The organism is Micromonospora sp. NBC_01740 (assembly GCF_035920365.1).
GTDB classification, from domain to species: domain Bacteria; phylum Actinomycetota; class Actinomycetes; order Mycobacteriales; family Micromonosporaceae; genus Micromonospora; species Micromonospora reichwaldensis.
This window is the reverse complement of record NZ_CP109150.1, coordinates 4185201-4200498: the sequence shown is the minus strand read 5'-3', so window position 1 is coordinate 4200498 and position 15298 is coordinate 4185201. Positions and strand designations below refer to the sequence as shown.

General features: G+C 71.1%; 15 protein-coding genes. 7 read left to right on the top strand and 8 right to left on the bottom strand.

The features are described from left to right. The first annotated feature begins 52 nt into the window (after window positions 1–52). Window positions 53–1285, top strand: coding sequence for an SLC13 family permease (locus OG989_RS19410; protein WP_151455295.1), 1233 nt, complete (start codon window positions 53–55; stop codon window positions 1283–1285). A 6-nt stretch (window positions 1286–1291) separates the two neighbouring features. Here the strand turns inward: OG989_RS19410 and OG989_RS19405 are convergent, their stop codons facing one another. The 5 genes from OG989_RS19405 to OG989_RS19385 all read right to left on the bottom strand — a co-directional run bounded on the left by OG989_RS19405 (window position 1292) and on the right by OG989_RS19385 (window position 5738). Continuing rightward, window positions 1292–2194 carry an inositol monophosphatase family protein gene (locus OG989_RS19405; RefSeq protein WP_151455294.1) on the bottom strand — a complete coding sequence of 301 codons (903 nt, stop codon included), beginning with the start codon at window positions 2192–2194 and terminating at the stop codon, window positions 1292–1294. A gap of 14 nt (window positions 2195–2208) precedes the next feature. Next, on the bottom strand, window positions 2209–2862 hold the full coding sequence (locus OG989_RS19400; RefSeq protein WP_151455293.1) for a hypothetical protein: 654 nt from the start codon (window positions 2860–2862) through the stop codon (window positions 2209–2211). Continuing rightward, the gene (locus OG989_RS19395) at window positions 2859–3860 is read right to left on the bottom strand and encodes a hypothetical protein (protein WP_151455292.1); all 1002 of its coding nucleotides are present in this window, start codon (window positions 3858–3860) and stop codon (window positions 2859–2861) included. Before OG989_RS19395 ends, OG989_RS19400 begins: the two co-directional genes overlap by 4 nt. 54 nt (window positions 3861–3914) lie before the next feature. After that, window positions 3915–4706 (bottom strand): class I SAM-dependent methyltransferase, encoded by a 792-nt coding sequence (locus OG989_RS19390; RefSeq protein WP_151455291.1) that lies wholly within the window; start codon window positions 4704–4706, stop codon window positions 3915–3917. A gap of 159 nt (window positions 4707–4865) precedes the next feature. Continuing rightward, window positions 4866–5738, bottom strand: coding sequence for an NAD(P)H-binding protein (locus OG989_RS19385; protein ID WP_151455290.1), 873 nt, complete (start codon window positions 5736–5738; stop codon window positions 4866–4868). A gap of 146 nt (window positions 5739–5884) precedes the next feature. On the opposite strand from OG989_RS19385, the gene OG989_RS19380 reads away from it, so the two are divergent. Further along, the gene (locus tag OG989_RS19380) at window positions 5885–6907 is read left to right on the top strand and encodes an AraC family transcriptional regulator (RefSeq protein ID WP_151455289.1); all 1023 of its coding nucleotides are present in this window, start codon (window positions 5885–5887) and stop codon (window positions 6905–6907) included. Window positions 6908–7307: 400 nt separating this feature from the next. Here the strand turns inward: OG989_RS19380 and OG989_RS19375 are convergent, their stop codons facing one another. Both OG989_RS19375 and OG989_RS19370 read right to left on the bottom strand, forming a co-directional pair. After that, on the bottom strand, window positions 7308–7868 hold the full coding sequence (locus OG989_RS19375; protein WP_151455288.1) for a hypothetical protein: 561 nt from the start codon (window positions 7866–7868) through the stop codon (window positions 7308–7310). Beyond that, on the bottom strand, window positions 7856–8362 hold the full coding sequence (locus tag OG989_RS19370) for a hypothetical protein (protein WP_225852267.1): 507 nt from the start codon (window positions 8360–8362) through the stop codon (window positions 7856–7858). Before OG989_RS19370 ends, OG989_RS19375 begins: the two co-directional genes overlap by 13 nt. Before the next feature lie 655 nt (window positions 8363–9017). Here OG989_RS19370 and OG989_RS19365 point away from each other — a divergent pair. The 5 genes from OG989_RS19365 to OG989_RS19345 all read left to right on the top strand — a co-directional run bounded on the left by OG989_RS19365 (window position 9018) and on the right by OG989_RS19345 (window position 14492). Next, entirely contained in the window at window positions 9018–9527 is a 510-nt protein-coding gene (locus tag OG989_RS19365) for a DinB family protein (protein WP_151455287.1), read from the top strand. Between the two features lie 365 nt (window positions 9528–9892). Further along, complete coding sequence (locus OG989_RS19360; protein WP_151455286.1) at window positions 9893–11125, top strand: RCC1 domain-containing protein; 1233 nt, start codon at window positions 9893–9895, stop codon at window positions 11123–11125. 282 nt (window positions 11126–11407) lie between these two features. After that, window positions 11408–12832, top strand: a complete 1425-nt coding sequence (locus OG989_RS19355) for a cellulase family glycosylhydrolase (RefSeq protein ID WP_327031205.1) — start codon at window positions 11408–11410, stop codon at window positions 12830–12832. Between the two features lie 590 nt (window positions 12833–13422). Continuing rightward, window positions 13423–14148 carry a hypothetical protein gene (locus OG989_RS19350; protein WP_151453007.1) on the top strand — a complete coding sequence of 242 codons (726 nt, stop codon included), beginning with the start codon at window positions 13423–13425 and terminating at the stop codon, window positions 14146–14148. Further along, complete coding sequence (locus OG989_RS19345; RefSeq protein ID WP_151453008.1) at window positions 14145–14492, top strand: transcriptional regulator; 348 nt, start codon at window positions 14145–14147, stop codon at window positions 14490–14492. The genes OG989_RS19350 and OG989_RS19345 overlap by 4 nt, the downstream gene beginning before the upstream one ends. A gap of 15 nt (window positions 14493–14507) precedes the next feature. Here the strand turns inward: OG989_RS19345 and OG989_RS19340 are convergent, their stop codons facing one another. Then, a complete protein-coding gene (locus OG989_RS19340; RefSeq protein ID WP_225851963.1) occupies window positions 14508–14891 on the bottom strand; it encodes an MmcQ/YjbR family DNA-binding protein in 384 nt (127 codons plus the stop codon). Window positions 14892–15298 lie beyond the last annotated feature (407 nt).

Sequence of the window (15298 nt, the reverse complement as noted above, 5' to 3'; positions counted from 1 at the left end):
CGGTCGAGTCGGTCGCAACCCGGCGGGCGACGGTGTGCGAGGATCGTGCCTTGTGGACACCACCGGCGAGTTGCCGTCGGCCGCCCCGGACCGATCCTCCTGGGGTCGGCTGCACGTACTGGACTGGATCGCGATCGGCCTGTTCGCAGGCGGCGTCCTCTGCGTCCTGACCGGCCTCCTCCCCCGCGCGGACGCCGAGGCCACCGTACGCCGGATCCTGCCGATCCTGATCTTCCTCGGCGCCGTGGTGGTGCTGGCCGAGCTGACCGCGGTGGCCGGGGTCTTCGACGCGCTCGCCGCCCGGATGGCGATCACCGCGCGAGGCGACTTCCGCGCGCTGTTCTGGCTCTGCGTCGGGTTCGCCTCGGTGACCACGATCGCGCTCAACCTGGACACCACCGCTGTCCTGCTCACCCCGGTGATGATCGCTCTGGCCCGCAAGCTCGGTGTGCCGCCGGTCCCGCTGGCGATGACCACGGTCTGGCTGGCCAACACGGCGAGCCTGCTGCTACCCGTGTCCAACCTGACCAACATCCTGGCCAGCGACCGGATCGGGCTGGCCCCACTGCCGTGGGCGGCCCGGATGTGGTGGCCGCAACTGGTCGCCATCGCGATCACCATGCTGCTGCTCTGGTGGTGGTACTGGCGGCCGGCGCGGGCCGGCGCCGACCCGTTCGTACCACCGCCGCCGCACGTGCCGTCCGACCCCGTGCTCTACCGCACCGCGCTCGTGGCCTGCCTGCTGTTCGTCACCGGGATCCTCGCCGAGGTCGAGATCGGAATCGCCGCCGGGGTCGCCGCCGCGATCCTGGTCGCCGGATTCGCGGTCCGCGCCCGGGGCAGCCTGAGACTCCATCTGGTCCCCTGGCGGCTGCTGGTCTTCGTCACCGGGCTGTTCCTGGTGGTGCAGACCATCGGTCGGCTCGGGCTGGACACCGTGATGGGTGCGCTGATCGGCGACGACCCCGGGGCCGAGGGCGCGCTGCGGGCCGGCGCCGTCGGTGCCCTCTTCGCCAACGTGGTCAACAACCTGCCCGCGTACGTGGCCGGGGAGGCGGTCATCGCCGTGCACCACCACACTCAACTGTTGGCCCTGCTGGTGGGCACCAACGTCGGCCCGCTCGCCACCCCGTGGGCGTCGCTGGCCACGCTGATCTGGTATGAGCGTTGCCGGGCCGCCGGGGTCGCGGTCCCGCTGGGGCGGTTCGTGGCCACCAGCGCCGTCCTCGCCGCCCTGGCCACCACCGCCAGCGTCGCCGCCCTGCTGGTCACCCCGTCGGGCTGACCGGCCTCACCAACCGACGGTGGTCAGGCTGATCGGCGTGAGGTGGCGGACCTTCGGCTCGATCCACTGTGCCGCGGTCACCAGCTTGACCAGCCGGTCGATCGTCTCCGGCGGGCCGGCGACGAAGCTGCGCCGCTCGGCGGGGCCCCCGTACCGGTCGTCGAAGCAGCCGCCGTCGAGGGCCCGGACCACCATGCCGGCTTCCGCTGCCAGCAGCATCCCGGCCGGCAGGTCGACCGCCTCCGGACGGTAGCCGACGATGCCGTCGATGTCGCCCCGGGCCAGCATCACCCAGGACAGCAGCGGCGCCCACAGTTGCAGCACCCGCCGCGCGGTGGAGTCGAGCACCACCTTGAGGGCCCGGGCGGTGCTGTCGTCCCGGCGTACCTCGTATCCCTGGGTCCAGGCCAGCACCGGCGCCGGCGGCACCGGCCGGTGCCGCGTGCGCAGCGGCTGCCCGGCCGGGCCGTCGATGTGCACGAAGGCGCCCTGACCACGGACGGCCGACCAGGTGCGGCCGGCGACCGGGTCGTGCACCACCCCGAGCACCGGCGAGCCCCGGTCGCAGAGTGCGATCCCGACCACGTACGCGGGTAGCCCGATCGCCACGTTGTTGGTGCCGTCGAGCGGGTCCACCAGCCACGCCCAGGAGTCGTTGGTGGCGTACTCCCCGCCCTCCTCGGCGATCACGCCGTGCTCCGGCCAGCGGGCCCGGATCCGGCCGACGATCAGCCGTTCGGCGGCCAGGTCCAGGTCGGTGACCAGGTCACCGGACGCGCTCTTGGCCCGAGCGTGCAACTCGCCCCGGGTGCCTCGGCGCACCAGCCGCCCGGCGGCCTGCGCGGCTTCCACCGCGAACCGGTGTGCCTCACGCAGGTCCGGCCCGGGTCTGCCCGGCTGCACGTCCATGGTTCCTCCACCCCTCAGCCCCGTGCCACCAGTCGAGCGATCTGCCGCGCCATCCGAGCGGTCTCCGCCGCGTCGCAGCGGTCCCGGCGTATCCGGTGGCGGTGTCCGCCCACGGCGCCGAGGCTCAGGTCGCAGAAGCCGGGCGCGGCCCGGCCGAGCACCACGGTCACCGCCGGCTGCCCCGGGTCCACCTCCGAGGTGTGGAAGCCGCCGGCGCGCAGCGCGTACGAGCTGCCTGCGCCGTACGTCTCCACGGTGACGGTCGCCGCCGTCACCAGCCGGTCGGTGGCCGCCAACTCGTCGACGTCGCCCCGGCTGTGCACCTCGTACACCCGCCAGGCGGGGTCGGCGGACGCCTCGGTCACCTCGATGAGCTCGTTGCGGACCCGACCGTGCAGCACGTGGCTGAGCAGGTCCCAGCTGTGCGAGTGCACGGTGGACGTGGTCGGTTGGACGGTCGGCGGCTCGGCCGGCCAGGCGTGCACGCAGATCCCGTCGGCGCCGGTACGGCTCACCGGCAGGCAGGTGAAGCCGAGTGGGTGCCGTACGGCCAGCAACGGCCGCTGCCCCTCGGCGACGTCGTCGAGGACGCCCGACACCCAGTCGCGGAGCAGCTCCGGCCGGGTGCCCCGGTCGATCTCACGTTCGAGGTCGGCGTAGCTCATCATGCGTACGGGTTCCTCGCCTGGATGGCCCGGCCCACGATGTCGGCGACCTCGCGGTCGCCGAAGGACCGGGGCAGTGGCAGCCCGAGCGCGGTGAACAGGCGGCGAACCTGCTCCACGGAGGGCTCGTCGTCGAGCCTGACCTGCCCGGCAGCCTCGATCGGCACCCGCCGGCTCTGTTCACGGCTGTACTGCAACTCGATGTTGTAGCGGTTGTAGTAGAGCTCCCCGCGGTCGATCCGCAGAGCCGGGGTCTGCGGATTCTCCTGGGTCACGATGACGCAGCTCGAGGAGAGGTCGTAGCGGAAGGTGGTCATCTGCGCGGAGACCCGGACGTCGATGGTGAGCAGCCCGGAGCGCTGCCGGTGCCAACAGGCGGCCAGCACGGTGGCGTAGGACTCCTTGCGGGTGCGGTCGACGGTCCACCGCTCGCCTGGCTCGTCGGGGGCGAGGCTGCGCCGGAACCGTGCGTACCGCTCGCAGACCTCCTCGTCGGTCGGGTCGATGATCTCGATGGCGAAGTGCAGGGTGGCGTTACGCCGACGAGCGTGCTCCAGGCAGTCGGGCAGGGTGACCGCCCGGGTGTAGGTGCCGGTGCCGCCCTTGAAGTTCCACCGGTCGGTGTGCCGACGGGCCTCGGCCAGGGCCTGCCCGACCTCGCTGCCGTGCAGGACGCGGACCATGGAGATGCTGTCGATCGCCTCCCGGGCCCGGTTCAGCGCCCCCTCCGGACCGGTTATCTCGCCCATCTGCGGCACCAGCTCCGCGAGCCGGTCCCGGGTGTCCCGGATGACCTGCCGCACCTCGCGCTCGGCGGTCTCCCGGCGCAGCCGGTCGCGCAGCAGCGCCTGGGCGAGCAGGCCGAGCACGAGCAGGATTGCGCTGTTCACCACGTCCTGGCTGACGCCGTTGTTGAGCCCGAGGGTCGCGACGGTCAGTGCCAGGAGCAGCCCGATGAACGCGTCGAGATTCCTGACGACCCAGGTGAGAAGGCCGGCCATGACATCTCCCGGTCGACGACGGAGCCCTCATGATAGCCCTATGTCAATGGCTGATCACGCACTGCTCCCGAGTCCCGCGCCCTGCGGCGAAGGTGGTCCGTCCAGCCGCCGGGCGGCGCAGATCAGCGAGCCGCCGAGCCCCGGCGCGAGCCGGGCGAGCAGCCGGGAGGTGACCCAGCGTCCGCCGGGCAGCCGCCACCCGACGTGGTTGGACCGCAGCGCCAGCGGTGCGAACCCGGCCCGCCGCAGCACCCGCCGCAGCAGCGACGCGGTGAACGGACGAATGTGCAACCAGAGGTAGGGGTGCAGCGGGTCCACCTGGCGGGGTGCGCGGCCGGCGAGGAACGCCAGCCGGTCCTGGACGGTCGCCAGGTTCGGCGTGGTGAGCACCAGCAGCCCACCCGGGGCGAGGACCCGGTGACACTCCCGCAGCAACGCCACCGGGTCGTAGACGTGCTCGATCAACTCACCGGTCAGCAGCCCGGAGAAGCTGCCGGTGCGGAACGGCAGAGCGCAGGTGGCGTCCAGGCAGACCGGCAGCGCCCGACCGGCGGCGGCCCGGCGGGCCGCACCCAGCGCGGCCTCGGCCATGTCCGCCACCACGAGCGGCACGGGCAGCTCCGCCGGGTCGACCGTGCTGCACGGACCACAGCCCAACTCGAGCACCGGCTCTCCCCCACGGATGTCGTCGACCATCAACCGGGCCGCGACCGCCCGGCGGACCCGGTGGTACGGGTCGTCGACGTACCCGTTGACCTGCACACCGTCGTGGTAGCTTCGCCGGTTGGCGCGCCGCCCGTGCGCCTGTGCGCTGCCCGACGGGGCCCCGGTCGGTGGCTCGGCCATCGCACCCTCCGCTGCGGCGCCACCTTCGGCGACGGCGACCACCTCCAGACTCGCACCACCCGGCGTCGCGTGGCGTGACCGCCGCGACGGTGCCCGCAGCCGCAGCGGGAAGCGCGGGGCGGCCGAGGGCGCCGGCGACGCGCCCTTCAGCCGCCACCGCTACCGCAGCGTGGCGGCGAACTCCTCGAACCAGGTCGGAGTCGTGTTGCCCTCGTTGCGGCCTTCGATCGGACGCAGTCGACCGGCGCTGAGCGCCTGGTTGAACTCGACGAGCAGGGCGGCGAAGTCGGGCGAGAACCCGGCGGTCCCGGTGAGGATCGCCGCCATCTCCTCGTCGGACAGCTGGACGTACCGAAGGTCCGGGCGGCCGATCGCCGTACCGATCGCGGTCGCCACCTCTGCGTACGTGAGGTCGCGGGGGCCGATCAGCTCGCGGACGACCACGCCGCTCCAGTTCCGCTCGCGCAGCGCCCCGGCGGCGGCCACCGCGACGTCGGCCGTGGCGATCATCGGTACCTTCGCGTGGGGCGTGACGGAGTCGGCGACGACTCCCTCATGGCGGATCGTCTCCAGCGCCGAGTGGAAGCCCTCGAAGAAGGCACCGGGACGCAGGAGCAGGACGTCGACACCGTCGAGCGTCCGCAGTCGCTGCTCCTGCCGGTGCAGACTGGCGATGAATCCGTTACCGTCCGCCAGCTCCGCGCCGATCGAGCTGAGCGCGACCACGTGGCGTACCCCGCTCCTCCGGATCGCCGAGACGATGGCCTCCCCGCGTCGGTCCTGGTCGGCGTGGTAGTCGGGCAGGGTCGGGTCGAACGCGGTGAGCGTGTAGACCGCGTCGGCGCCGGCGAAGGCGCTCGCCAGGTGGTCGGCATCGCGGGCGTCACCGACGGCCGTCGCGGCCCCCAGCGCGGCCAGCTCGGCGAGCCGCTCCGGCGAGCGGCCGAGCGCCCGGACCTCCTCGCCGGCTTCGAGCAGCAGTTCGGTGACCTTGCGACCGGTGTTCCCGGTCGCCCCCATCACGGCGATCATGTCAGTCCCCCTCAGTCGGCATGTCTTGCCATGCGTCCAGCATCCGCCGGGCTTCAGGGACTGACTATGACTTCCTGTCCGCATTACATGCTCTTTCGTCCAGCCGGTCTGGATCGTCGGTGCGTTGCTCCTGGCACACTTGCGGCATGCCCGACGAACGTGCCCCCTGGCCCTCGGCCGCCGACCCGCTCGGCGAGGCGCTGCACTTCCTCGAGCTGCGGGGTGCGTTCTACTGCCGTTCGGAGTTCACCGCCCCGTTCGGGCTCGAGCTTCCGCCACTCAAGGACCACCTCTGGTTCCACGTCATCACGCGTGGGAGCTGCTGGCTCGACGCGCCAGGGGCACAGCCGCGCCGCCTCACCGGGAGCGAACTGGCCCTCGTCCCGCACGGCCAGGGCCACCGGCTGCGCAGCGAACCCGACGCGCCGACACCGAGCATCTTCGAGCTGGAGCGCGAACAGCTCGGCGAGCGCTACGAGATCCTCCGCCACGGCGGCGGCGGCGAGCGCATCGACATGGTCTGCGGAGCCGTACGCTCCGACCACCCGGCGGCAGGAAGGCTGCTGGCCCTGCTGCCACAGATCCTCGTCCTCGACCCGGCGACGGACCCCGCCCGGCTCGACTGGATCCAGTCCACCCTGCGACTGATGGCGGTCGAGGCCGACGGGCTGCGCCCCGGCGGCGAGACGGTGATCACCCGCCTCTCCGACGTGCTCGTCGTGCAGGCGCTACGCGCGTGGCTGGAGAACGACCCGGCCGCCCGGTCCGGCTGGCTCGGGGCCCTGCGAGACCCACTGATCGGCCGCGCGATCTCCCTCATCCACCGTGAACCCGGCCGGAACTGGACCGTCGCCTCGCTCGCCGACCAGATCCCGATGTCGCGCTCAGCCTTCGCCGCACGCTTCACCGAACTGGTCGGCGAACCCGCGATGAGCTACGTGACCCGCTGGCGGATGCACCTGGCCGCGACGGCGCTACGCGACGAGGGCGCCACCGTGGCCGAACTCGCCAACCGCTTCGGCTACCGCTCCGAGGCCGCGTTCGCCCGAGCGTTCAAGCGTGTGGTGGGCTCTCCACCCGGAGCGGCACGACGGACACTCCCCGCCCCCAGCCAGCAGACGGGAAGTGTCTCGACCGCCTACTCGTCGACGAGTGCGGCGACTGGTTGACCCAGCAGTTTCGACTTCTGCCCATCTGAGCACAGTCCCCCGAGGAATTTCCGCCGTCCCGGGGACCAACGCCGCCGAGCATGGAAACGAGACCTCAATAAACCGAGGCGTACGCCGCAAGTAACGAGGTTCAAACGCCTCTCACACTCGTGGGACAGCATTGTCAACAACCGATCTTCGACAGTTGGGAACGCCCCCCACCGTCGTAGCGGATGTGCCGGTTCGGCACCCCACCCAGCACCCGGAACGCCTCGACGTGGCCCGCCATGAACGCCTCCTGGCTCTACGAAGCGAACACCCGGCGCACCGCTTGCCGGAGAACTCCTCGCCAGGACAGCATTTGGCCTGCCGCTCCGGGACCGGGGCGGCAGGCCAAATGGGCCCGGCCGAAGGACGGCGGTCAGGAACTCTTGGGGAGTTCGTCGGGCCACCGCTGGCGGTCGACGCTGGTCTCCCACTCGGCCACCGGGGCCGACCCCCCGGCACGGGCTGCGGCCCGGTCAACGGCCGGGAAGTCCGCCCCGCCCACCAGCTGGTGCGTCCCACGCCCCTGCTCCGTCTTCGCCGCCAGCACGTAGGTCGTGCCGGGCCGCAGCAGGGGCTCACCCTCCACCCGCCAGGTGTCCTTACCGAGGGTTCCACCCAGCTGGACCACCCGCAGCGTCTTGACCGGATCGCCCTTGAGGGTCTTGTCCACGGTCACCTCGAAGACGGTGTAGGGCGTGCCATCGCGCTCCTGCACCTCGGCGATACGGTCCACCGTCGCGACGACGACGTAGTCGGCGAACCCCGCCACCTTCGTCTCATCCTTCACGTCGAACGCGTAGGACGCGTGCACCGAGTGCGTTTCACCCGCGCGCAGCGAGTCATAGGCCAACCACCCGCCAGAGGCCACCGCGACAGCGGCGGCGCCTGCGACCAGCGGTCGAACAAGGCGGCGGTTCATGATCAGTACCCCCATACGCTGTGATACGAGCTGATGTCCCACGACTGCAGGTTGTTGCTCATGTTCGGGTTGTAACAGGCCGGGCACGAGTCCATCACCGCGATCTCCGGCCCGTGGCCGAGCTTGAGGGAATGCCCGAACTCGTGGGTCATGACGGCGTGCTTCTGCGACTCGTTGTAGCCGTCCATGTGGTGCGTGTTCAGTTTGATGTCGTCCGCGCCCGTGCTGCAGTCGAACCAGCCCGCCCGACTGTCGCTCGAAGAGGTGTAGTCGGACACGTCGACGTCCGCGTAGGTCGAAGCCGTATCAGCTTTGACGTTGATCGGGTTCAGCGAGTTCCACTGATTCACCGCGTGCGACAACGAGTTGTTGTACTTGGTGAGGTCGTCGTAGACCAGCTCCCCGCCATCGACCGACGTGCAGTGATCCAATGGCCCCACATCGGCCGCCGCCGCTGATGCGAATCCCCCCGTGGCAGCCAGCATCGAGGCCGCCACAAGGGCGGCCAACCGCGCCGATCGAAGCCCGTTCCCTGACATCCATCCTCCAGTTGATCGATGGTTGTCAACGAACCTAACGATCAACCAAGGGCAATGCAAGGGGTCACAAGACGGTGACGCAGAGTATTGGATCTGTCGGGCGGCTGGTACCTGAAACATGATGCCGGTCATGACCAGGTGGCACGGGTTGGCGCCAGAGCGAGATGGCGATCTTGCCCAACGACCAGCCACCCCCCGCCGAGCCCATGGGCCACCTGGTGCTCAAAAGAGGTCGTCGTCGCCGTCGTCGCCTCGGATGGCGTCGTCGCCGTCCTGACCCCAGACGCCGTCGTTGCCGGCGTCGCCGTAGAGCTGGTCGCTGCCGAACGCGCCGGCCGGCTCGCAGGTGGCCTGGGCGGTGGTGCAGAACCGGGTGGACGGGCCGGGCAGCGCCGGATCGCGGGTACGCCGAGGGACCTGTGCAGTGGGCCGTTCCGCGCCGGCCGTACCGTGCCCTCCCCGCCGTCCCGGGCGGACCGCCGGACCGACCGCCCGACCGGGTGAGCCCGGACTGTGGCGGCTGCCGGCGGCGCTGGCGCCACGTTTCCGGGCGGGCCCCTACCCGACCGCCGCGTGGCGCCCGTGGGGGCGTGACGGCGGACGGCAACGCCGCTAGTCTCGGTCTGTGGACCGGTGCGACGAGTGCGGCTTCGACTATGCCGGCGTCTCCGCCGACGAACTGCCGCCGTTCCTGCGCACGCTCGGCGGGCGATACTCAGCCGCCCTCGCCGAGGTGCGGCAGGTGCGCCGGCGACCGGCCGAGGGGGTGTGGTCGCCGCTGGAGTACGCCTGCCACGTCCGCGACGTGCTCGGCGTGCAGGCCGAACGCCTCGCGCTGGCGCTGCGCGTCGAGGAGCCGGAGTTCGCCCCGATGGGACGCGACGAGCGCGCCGTGGCGGCGGCGTACAACGAGCAGGATCCCGCGACCGTGCTGGCGGCGCTGGGCGCGGCCGCCGACGACCTGGCCGCCCGGTTCGGCGTGCTCGGTCCTGCGGAACTCGCCCGCACCGGGGTCTACCCGTGGCCGCGACCGCAGGCCCGCACGCTGTTGTGGCTCGGCCGACACACCATCCACGAGGGCGAACACCACCTGCTCGACATCCGCCGCGCCGCGCGGTCGGAGGCATCCCGCTAGGTCATCGGGACTGCGTCGTCGACGCAGTGGTCCGGAGGTCGGCCTGGCGGGCGCCGTCGAACACCGAGCAGATGGTGGGACGACCTGCTCCCGCCAGCTTGGCCGGCTCGCGGTTGCCGGCCCGACGTCAGGCCAGCCAGGGGGGACCGATGATCCGCTCGCCCGACTCCGGCACCCACGCGACGTCCTCGGCCGCCACCCCACCAGGGCGCCGGGCCGCCAGGAAGCGGCCGGTCGGCGAAGCCCGAGCGAGTTGACTGACGTATATCAATGTAGAGTTTCATCGATGTGAAGGTCGCTGGCGACCTGTCGGGGCAACGCCGCCTCCACCGTACGGAACCGACGATGTCCAGGGAGAGCAGATCATGAACGAGAATCGGGTGGGGCGGCTACGGACGCGGTGGAGGCGGGCAGCCCGAGCCGCCGTCGCGGCAGCGGCCGCTGTCGGGATCACCGCGCTGGCCATCGGAGTCACGGCGGGCGCAGCCACGGCGGGCGTCAGCTCTGCCGAGCGGGGCACGCCGAACGCCTCGGTCGCCGCCGGGCCGGTGTCCCGGGTCGCCGCGGGCAATCTGCACACCTGCGTGATCCGCACCGACGGTGCACTCTGGTGCTGGGGCAACAACTTCTACGGCCAACTGGGCGACGGGACCAGCACGGACCGAACCACTCCGGTCCGGATCGGCGACGCCACCACCTGGGCGCGCATCGACGCCAGCATCAGCACCACCTGTGCGGTACGCACGGAGGGAACGCTGTGGTGCTGGGGCAGCAACAACAACGGGCAGCTCGGCGACGGGACGACCACGAAACGGAGCAGCCCCGTACGGATCGGCGACGGCACCACCTGGGCCAGCGTCAGCACCGCCACCAACCACACCTGCGCCGTCCAGACCACCGGCACCCTGTGGTGCTGGGGCCAGAACCGCCACGGGCAGCTCGGCACCGGCGTGACCCCCTATCAGGCGACCGCCCCGGTGCAGGTCGGCACGGCGACCACCTGGGCGAGCGTCACGACCGGGTACGCGCACACCTGCGCCACCCGCACCGACGGGACCCTGTGGTGCTGGGGCAGCAGTTCGGACGGGCAGCTCGGTCTCGGCATCCGGGACTACCGGGCGACGCCGACGCAGGTGGGCACCGCGACCACGTGGACCGGCGTGACGGCCGGGTACGTACACACCTGCGCGGTCCGCGCCGACGGGACGCTGTGGTGCTGGGGCGAGAACGGGTACGGCCAGGTGGGCGGGGGCCTCGGCTTCCAGACCACCCCACTGCAGGTCGGCACCGGCACCACCTGGGCGAGGGTCGAGACGAGCATCGACTCGTCGTGCGCGACGCGCACCGACGGCAGCCTGTGGTGCTGGGGCAACAACGCGTCCGGGCAGCTCGGCGACGGCACCACCACCCACCGGTCGACCCCGACCCGGGTCGGTGCCGCCACCACCTGGACGGACAGTCTCGCCGCCTCCTACCACGCCTGCACGATGCGCGCCGACGGCAGCCTGTGGTGCTGGGGCGACAACTCGTTCGGGCAGCTCGGCGACGGCACCACCACCCACCGGTCGACCCCGGCACAGGTGGCCCTGCCGGGCTGACCGCCACCGATGAACGAGCGATGCCGTCGGTCCGCGCCGCTGCGGACCGACGGCCCCGCACCATCGACCGATGTCGCGCAGTCAGATCGGGGAGAGCAACCACGGTACGGGCGGCTGCGGCGGTAGCGGGCGGCGGTCCGCCCACCTCGAGCCCGTGACCGGAGCCGCGACCGACCGGGGTCGGATCTCGTTGCACTAATACTTAAGTATCTTTATAGTTCGATGGCACTAGATTCCCTCCCCGACCACCGGAGGTGCCCCGTGCGACTTCGCGGCAGAACGATCCTGGCCGCCGGCCTGCTGGCGGCGGTGGCGCTGGCACCACTGACCCTGACCGGCACCGCCGGCGCGGCAGCGGCACCGACCGCGAGCTTCACCAAGGTGAACGACTGGGGCTCCGGCTGGGAGGGCAGCTACCGGATCACGAACTCCGGAAGCAGCACGATCACCTCGTGGCGGCTGGAGTTCGACCTGCCCGCCGGCACCACCGTCGGAACGTACTGGGACGCGCTGCTGACCAGCAGCGGCCAGCGCCACACCTTCACCAACCGGTCCTGGAACGGCACGGTCGCCCCGGGCGCCTCCGTCACCTTCGGCTTCGTCGCCACCGGCACCGGCACCCCGACCGGCTGCACGCTGAACGGCCAGCCCTGCACCGGCGGCACGACGCCGCCCACCACCCCGCCACCGACCACCGCGCCGCCGACCACCGCGCCGCCGACCACTCCCCCGCCGACGACGGCGCCGCCCACGACCCCGCCGCCGACCGGCGTCTCGCCGGTCGCGGCCAACGGCCAGCTCCGGGTTTGCGGTCGCCAACTCTGCAACCGCGACGGCCGGGCGATCCAGTTGCGCGGCATGAGCACGCACGGCCTCCAGTGGTACGCGAACTGCGCCACCCCGACCTCCCTGGACGTGCTCGCCAGGGAGTGGAACGCCGACGTGCTGCGCATCTCGATGTACATCCAGGAGGGCGGGTACGAGACCGACCCGCGCCGCTTCACCGACCTGGTGCACCAGTACATCGAGCTGGCCACCGCCCGGGGCATGTACGCCGTCGTCGACTGGCACATGCTCAGCCCCGGCGACCCGAACCACAACCTGACCCGGGCGCGCACCTTCTTCGCCGAGATCGCCGACCGGCACAAGGACAAGGTCAACGTGCTCTACGAGATCGCCAACGAGCCCAACGGCGTGTCGTGGAGCGCTATCAAGAGCTACGCCGACCAGGTCATTCCGGTCATCCGCAGCCGAGACCCGGAGGCCGTGGTGCTGGTCGGCACCCCCGACTGGTCCTCTCTCGGCGTCTCCGGCAGCGGCGGCGGGGTGGACACGATCGCGGCGAACCCGGTCGCCGGCGGCAACCTGATGTACGTCTTCCACTTCTACGCCGCCTCGCACGGCAACGCGTACTACGACACCTTCGCCCGGGCCGCCGACCGGCTGCCGCTGTTCGTCACCGAGTTCGGCACCCAGGACTACTCCGGTGACGGCCCGAACGACTTCGCCATGGCCCAGCGCTACCTCGACCTGATGGCCAGCAAGAAGATCAGCTGGACCAACTGGAACTTCTCCGACGACTTCCGTTCCGGCGCGGTCTTCACCACCGGCACCTGTGGCAGTGGCCAGTTCGGCGGCACCAGCCGCCTCAAGCCGGCCGGTGCCTGGATCCGCGACCGTATCCGCACCCCCGACACCTTCCAGTAGCGCCTGGTCAGGCCTTCGGGCGTGCCGCCTGTACGGACATCGTGGCGATGCCTGGCTGCGACGCTTGGATGAGCGGGAACTCGCCGTGCTGCCGGCGCGGTCGAAGGACTTCGCGGCAAGGGTCTTCGCGGGGCTGCGACGGTCGGGCCAGCGGACGACCGGTCTGCGGTATCTGCGTGGGCTGAGTGTTCCGGTTCGCCGGTTCGGCTCGGCGAACACGTGCATGAGGATGTGGTGCAGCGTCACGGGTGTGGCGCCACCACCGCACCGAGCCGGGCGCGTCGACCGGGAGCGCCTCGATCGTCGCATCCGCGTGCGCCCAGGCTCGATGCCACAGGCCGATCCGACGGTCACCAAGGCCGCGTGCCTGACCAGCCCGAGCAGCTTCGTGCCGGTCGGCACGAGCGGGCGCCGAGGTCTGTCGTGGCGCCCAGGCTCTCACCGCCACGTCCACCACGATGCCCCGTACGCCCGAATTGAGAGACACGACTCTGCGACGGTGACCGATCGCGGTGGGTGATCGCGCCGAGTTTTGTCCGTCGCCAAGCAAGGGACTGGTGCAAACAGGTTTGCTGTGGAAACCTATTGCTATGACCACTGACTCGTTGTCCGCCGGCGATGACCCTCACCGCCTCCTCTCCGACGTGCGCGACCTGGCCGGCCGCGTGCGCCGCGACCAGCGCCTGACCTGGGTCGCGCTGCTGGTGCTGGCCGCGGTGACCTTCGTGGCCGTCGTGTTCGACTGGCTCTTCATGAAGGTGCAGTGCGACGGCGATGGCTGCTCGTTCGCGCGCCGGGGCATGCTCTACTACTGGCCGGCCGCGCTGCTGCTCGCCTACACGGCGATCGCCGTCAGCTACGTGCGGGCCGCCCGGGCGCGAGGGCTGGGTGCCCGCGTGCTGCCGTACGCGATCACCGGTGCCGCGACGGCCGTCGTCCTCACGGCCGCGTACACGGCGGCGGCCGCCTATTTCCCGAGCCACCCGCCTTTCGGGGGCGGCCCGATGCCGTTCTGGTGGATCGTGCTGGACCGGCTGATCGCACCGTGGGGTCTGATCGGGCTTGCGCTGCTGGTGCTGGCCCGCCTGGAACGCAACGTCGCGCTGCTGCTGTTCACCCTGGGCTACCTGGCGCTGGTGCTGCTGGTGCTGCCGACGACCGAGGGCATGGGACTGCCCGATTGGGTGATCCCGTCGTTCATGTCGGGGGCGGACACCCAGCTCCGGCTGTCGATGACGTCACCCCAGCTCATCACCGGCACCGTGCTCCTGGCGGGCGGGATCGGCTTTGCACAGGCCCGCCGGAGGCAGCGGTGACTGCCGAGGCCGACACCCCGGACCCGTCCGACCACCCGGTCACCGGCCTCAACGAGGTCGTGCACCAGCGGGTGCGGCTGGGCATCCTCGCCATCGCGCACGAGGCACGGCGCGTCGAGTTCGGCTACCTGCGCACCCAGCTCGACCTGACCGCCGGCAACCTTTCCAAGCACCTCACCGTGTTGGAGACGGCCGGCCTGATCGACATCGAGAAGGGCTACGAGGGCAAGCGTGGCCGCACCTGGATCACCCTCACCCCCGAAGGCAAGACCGCCCTCGCCGAGGAGATCGGCCGCCTGAAGGTGCTGATCGCCCGCGTCGAAACCACCACAGAAGGCAAATGAGCAGCTGCGGGGTGCTCAGGGCCGCCGGGAGTCGAGCAGCGCGATCCTGCGTGCCCCGGCCGTACGTCGGTAGCTGGCGTCGAGCAGCTCGCCGACCTCATCCCAGCCGGTCTCATCGGTCAGGTCCACCCCGACCCACCCAGAGACACCCAGGTAGGCCGGCACGAAGCAACGGTCTTCCGCCAGCAGCGCCGCGCGCTCGTCGGGGTCAACCAGCACGATCACCGACTGTTCGTGCTGTTGATGAACGCCGTCGACCTTCACCGATCCCCCGTAGTAGGCGAAGACCTTGGTGGTGTAGAAGGCGGGACGCCCGTGGGAGATCTTCTCGGCCGCGTCGGGAAAGGCCAGGGCGAGCGTCCGCAGCCGGTCCAGGAGCGGATCTGCCTCGTCGAACATGATGGGATGCGGCATGTCAGAAGGTAAGCACATCCCGGGCGGCCACGGCGCCCTGCACCGCGCGTCCGCGGCAGGAGCGGATGTTGTCGCGGCGGTGCGATCTTCTTGGCGGAGCGGGGGTACGGTGCCTGAGCGGTGAAGCCCGCTGGGGTGTGCCCCTACCCGGTGACGGTGTTGTGGGCGCTGCGACGTGCGCTAAGCAGGACGACCATCACGGCCAGACCCGGTCCGAGCAGCCGGGCGATCGGCTAACGGCACCAGGCGAAGGACGTCACCTGCCTGACGTACTTCGCCTGGTGAAGTGGGACGCTTCGGCTACTGATGCGTGGATCAAAGCACCGCTTCAGCTCGCCACCGGCGTCGGCGTTGAACGGTTGGCGGCGCTTCGTCCAGTGCCTTCCGGCGCA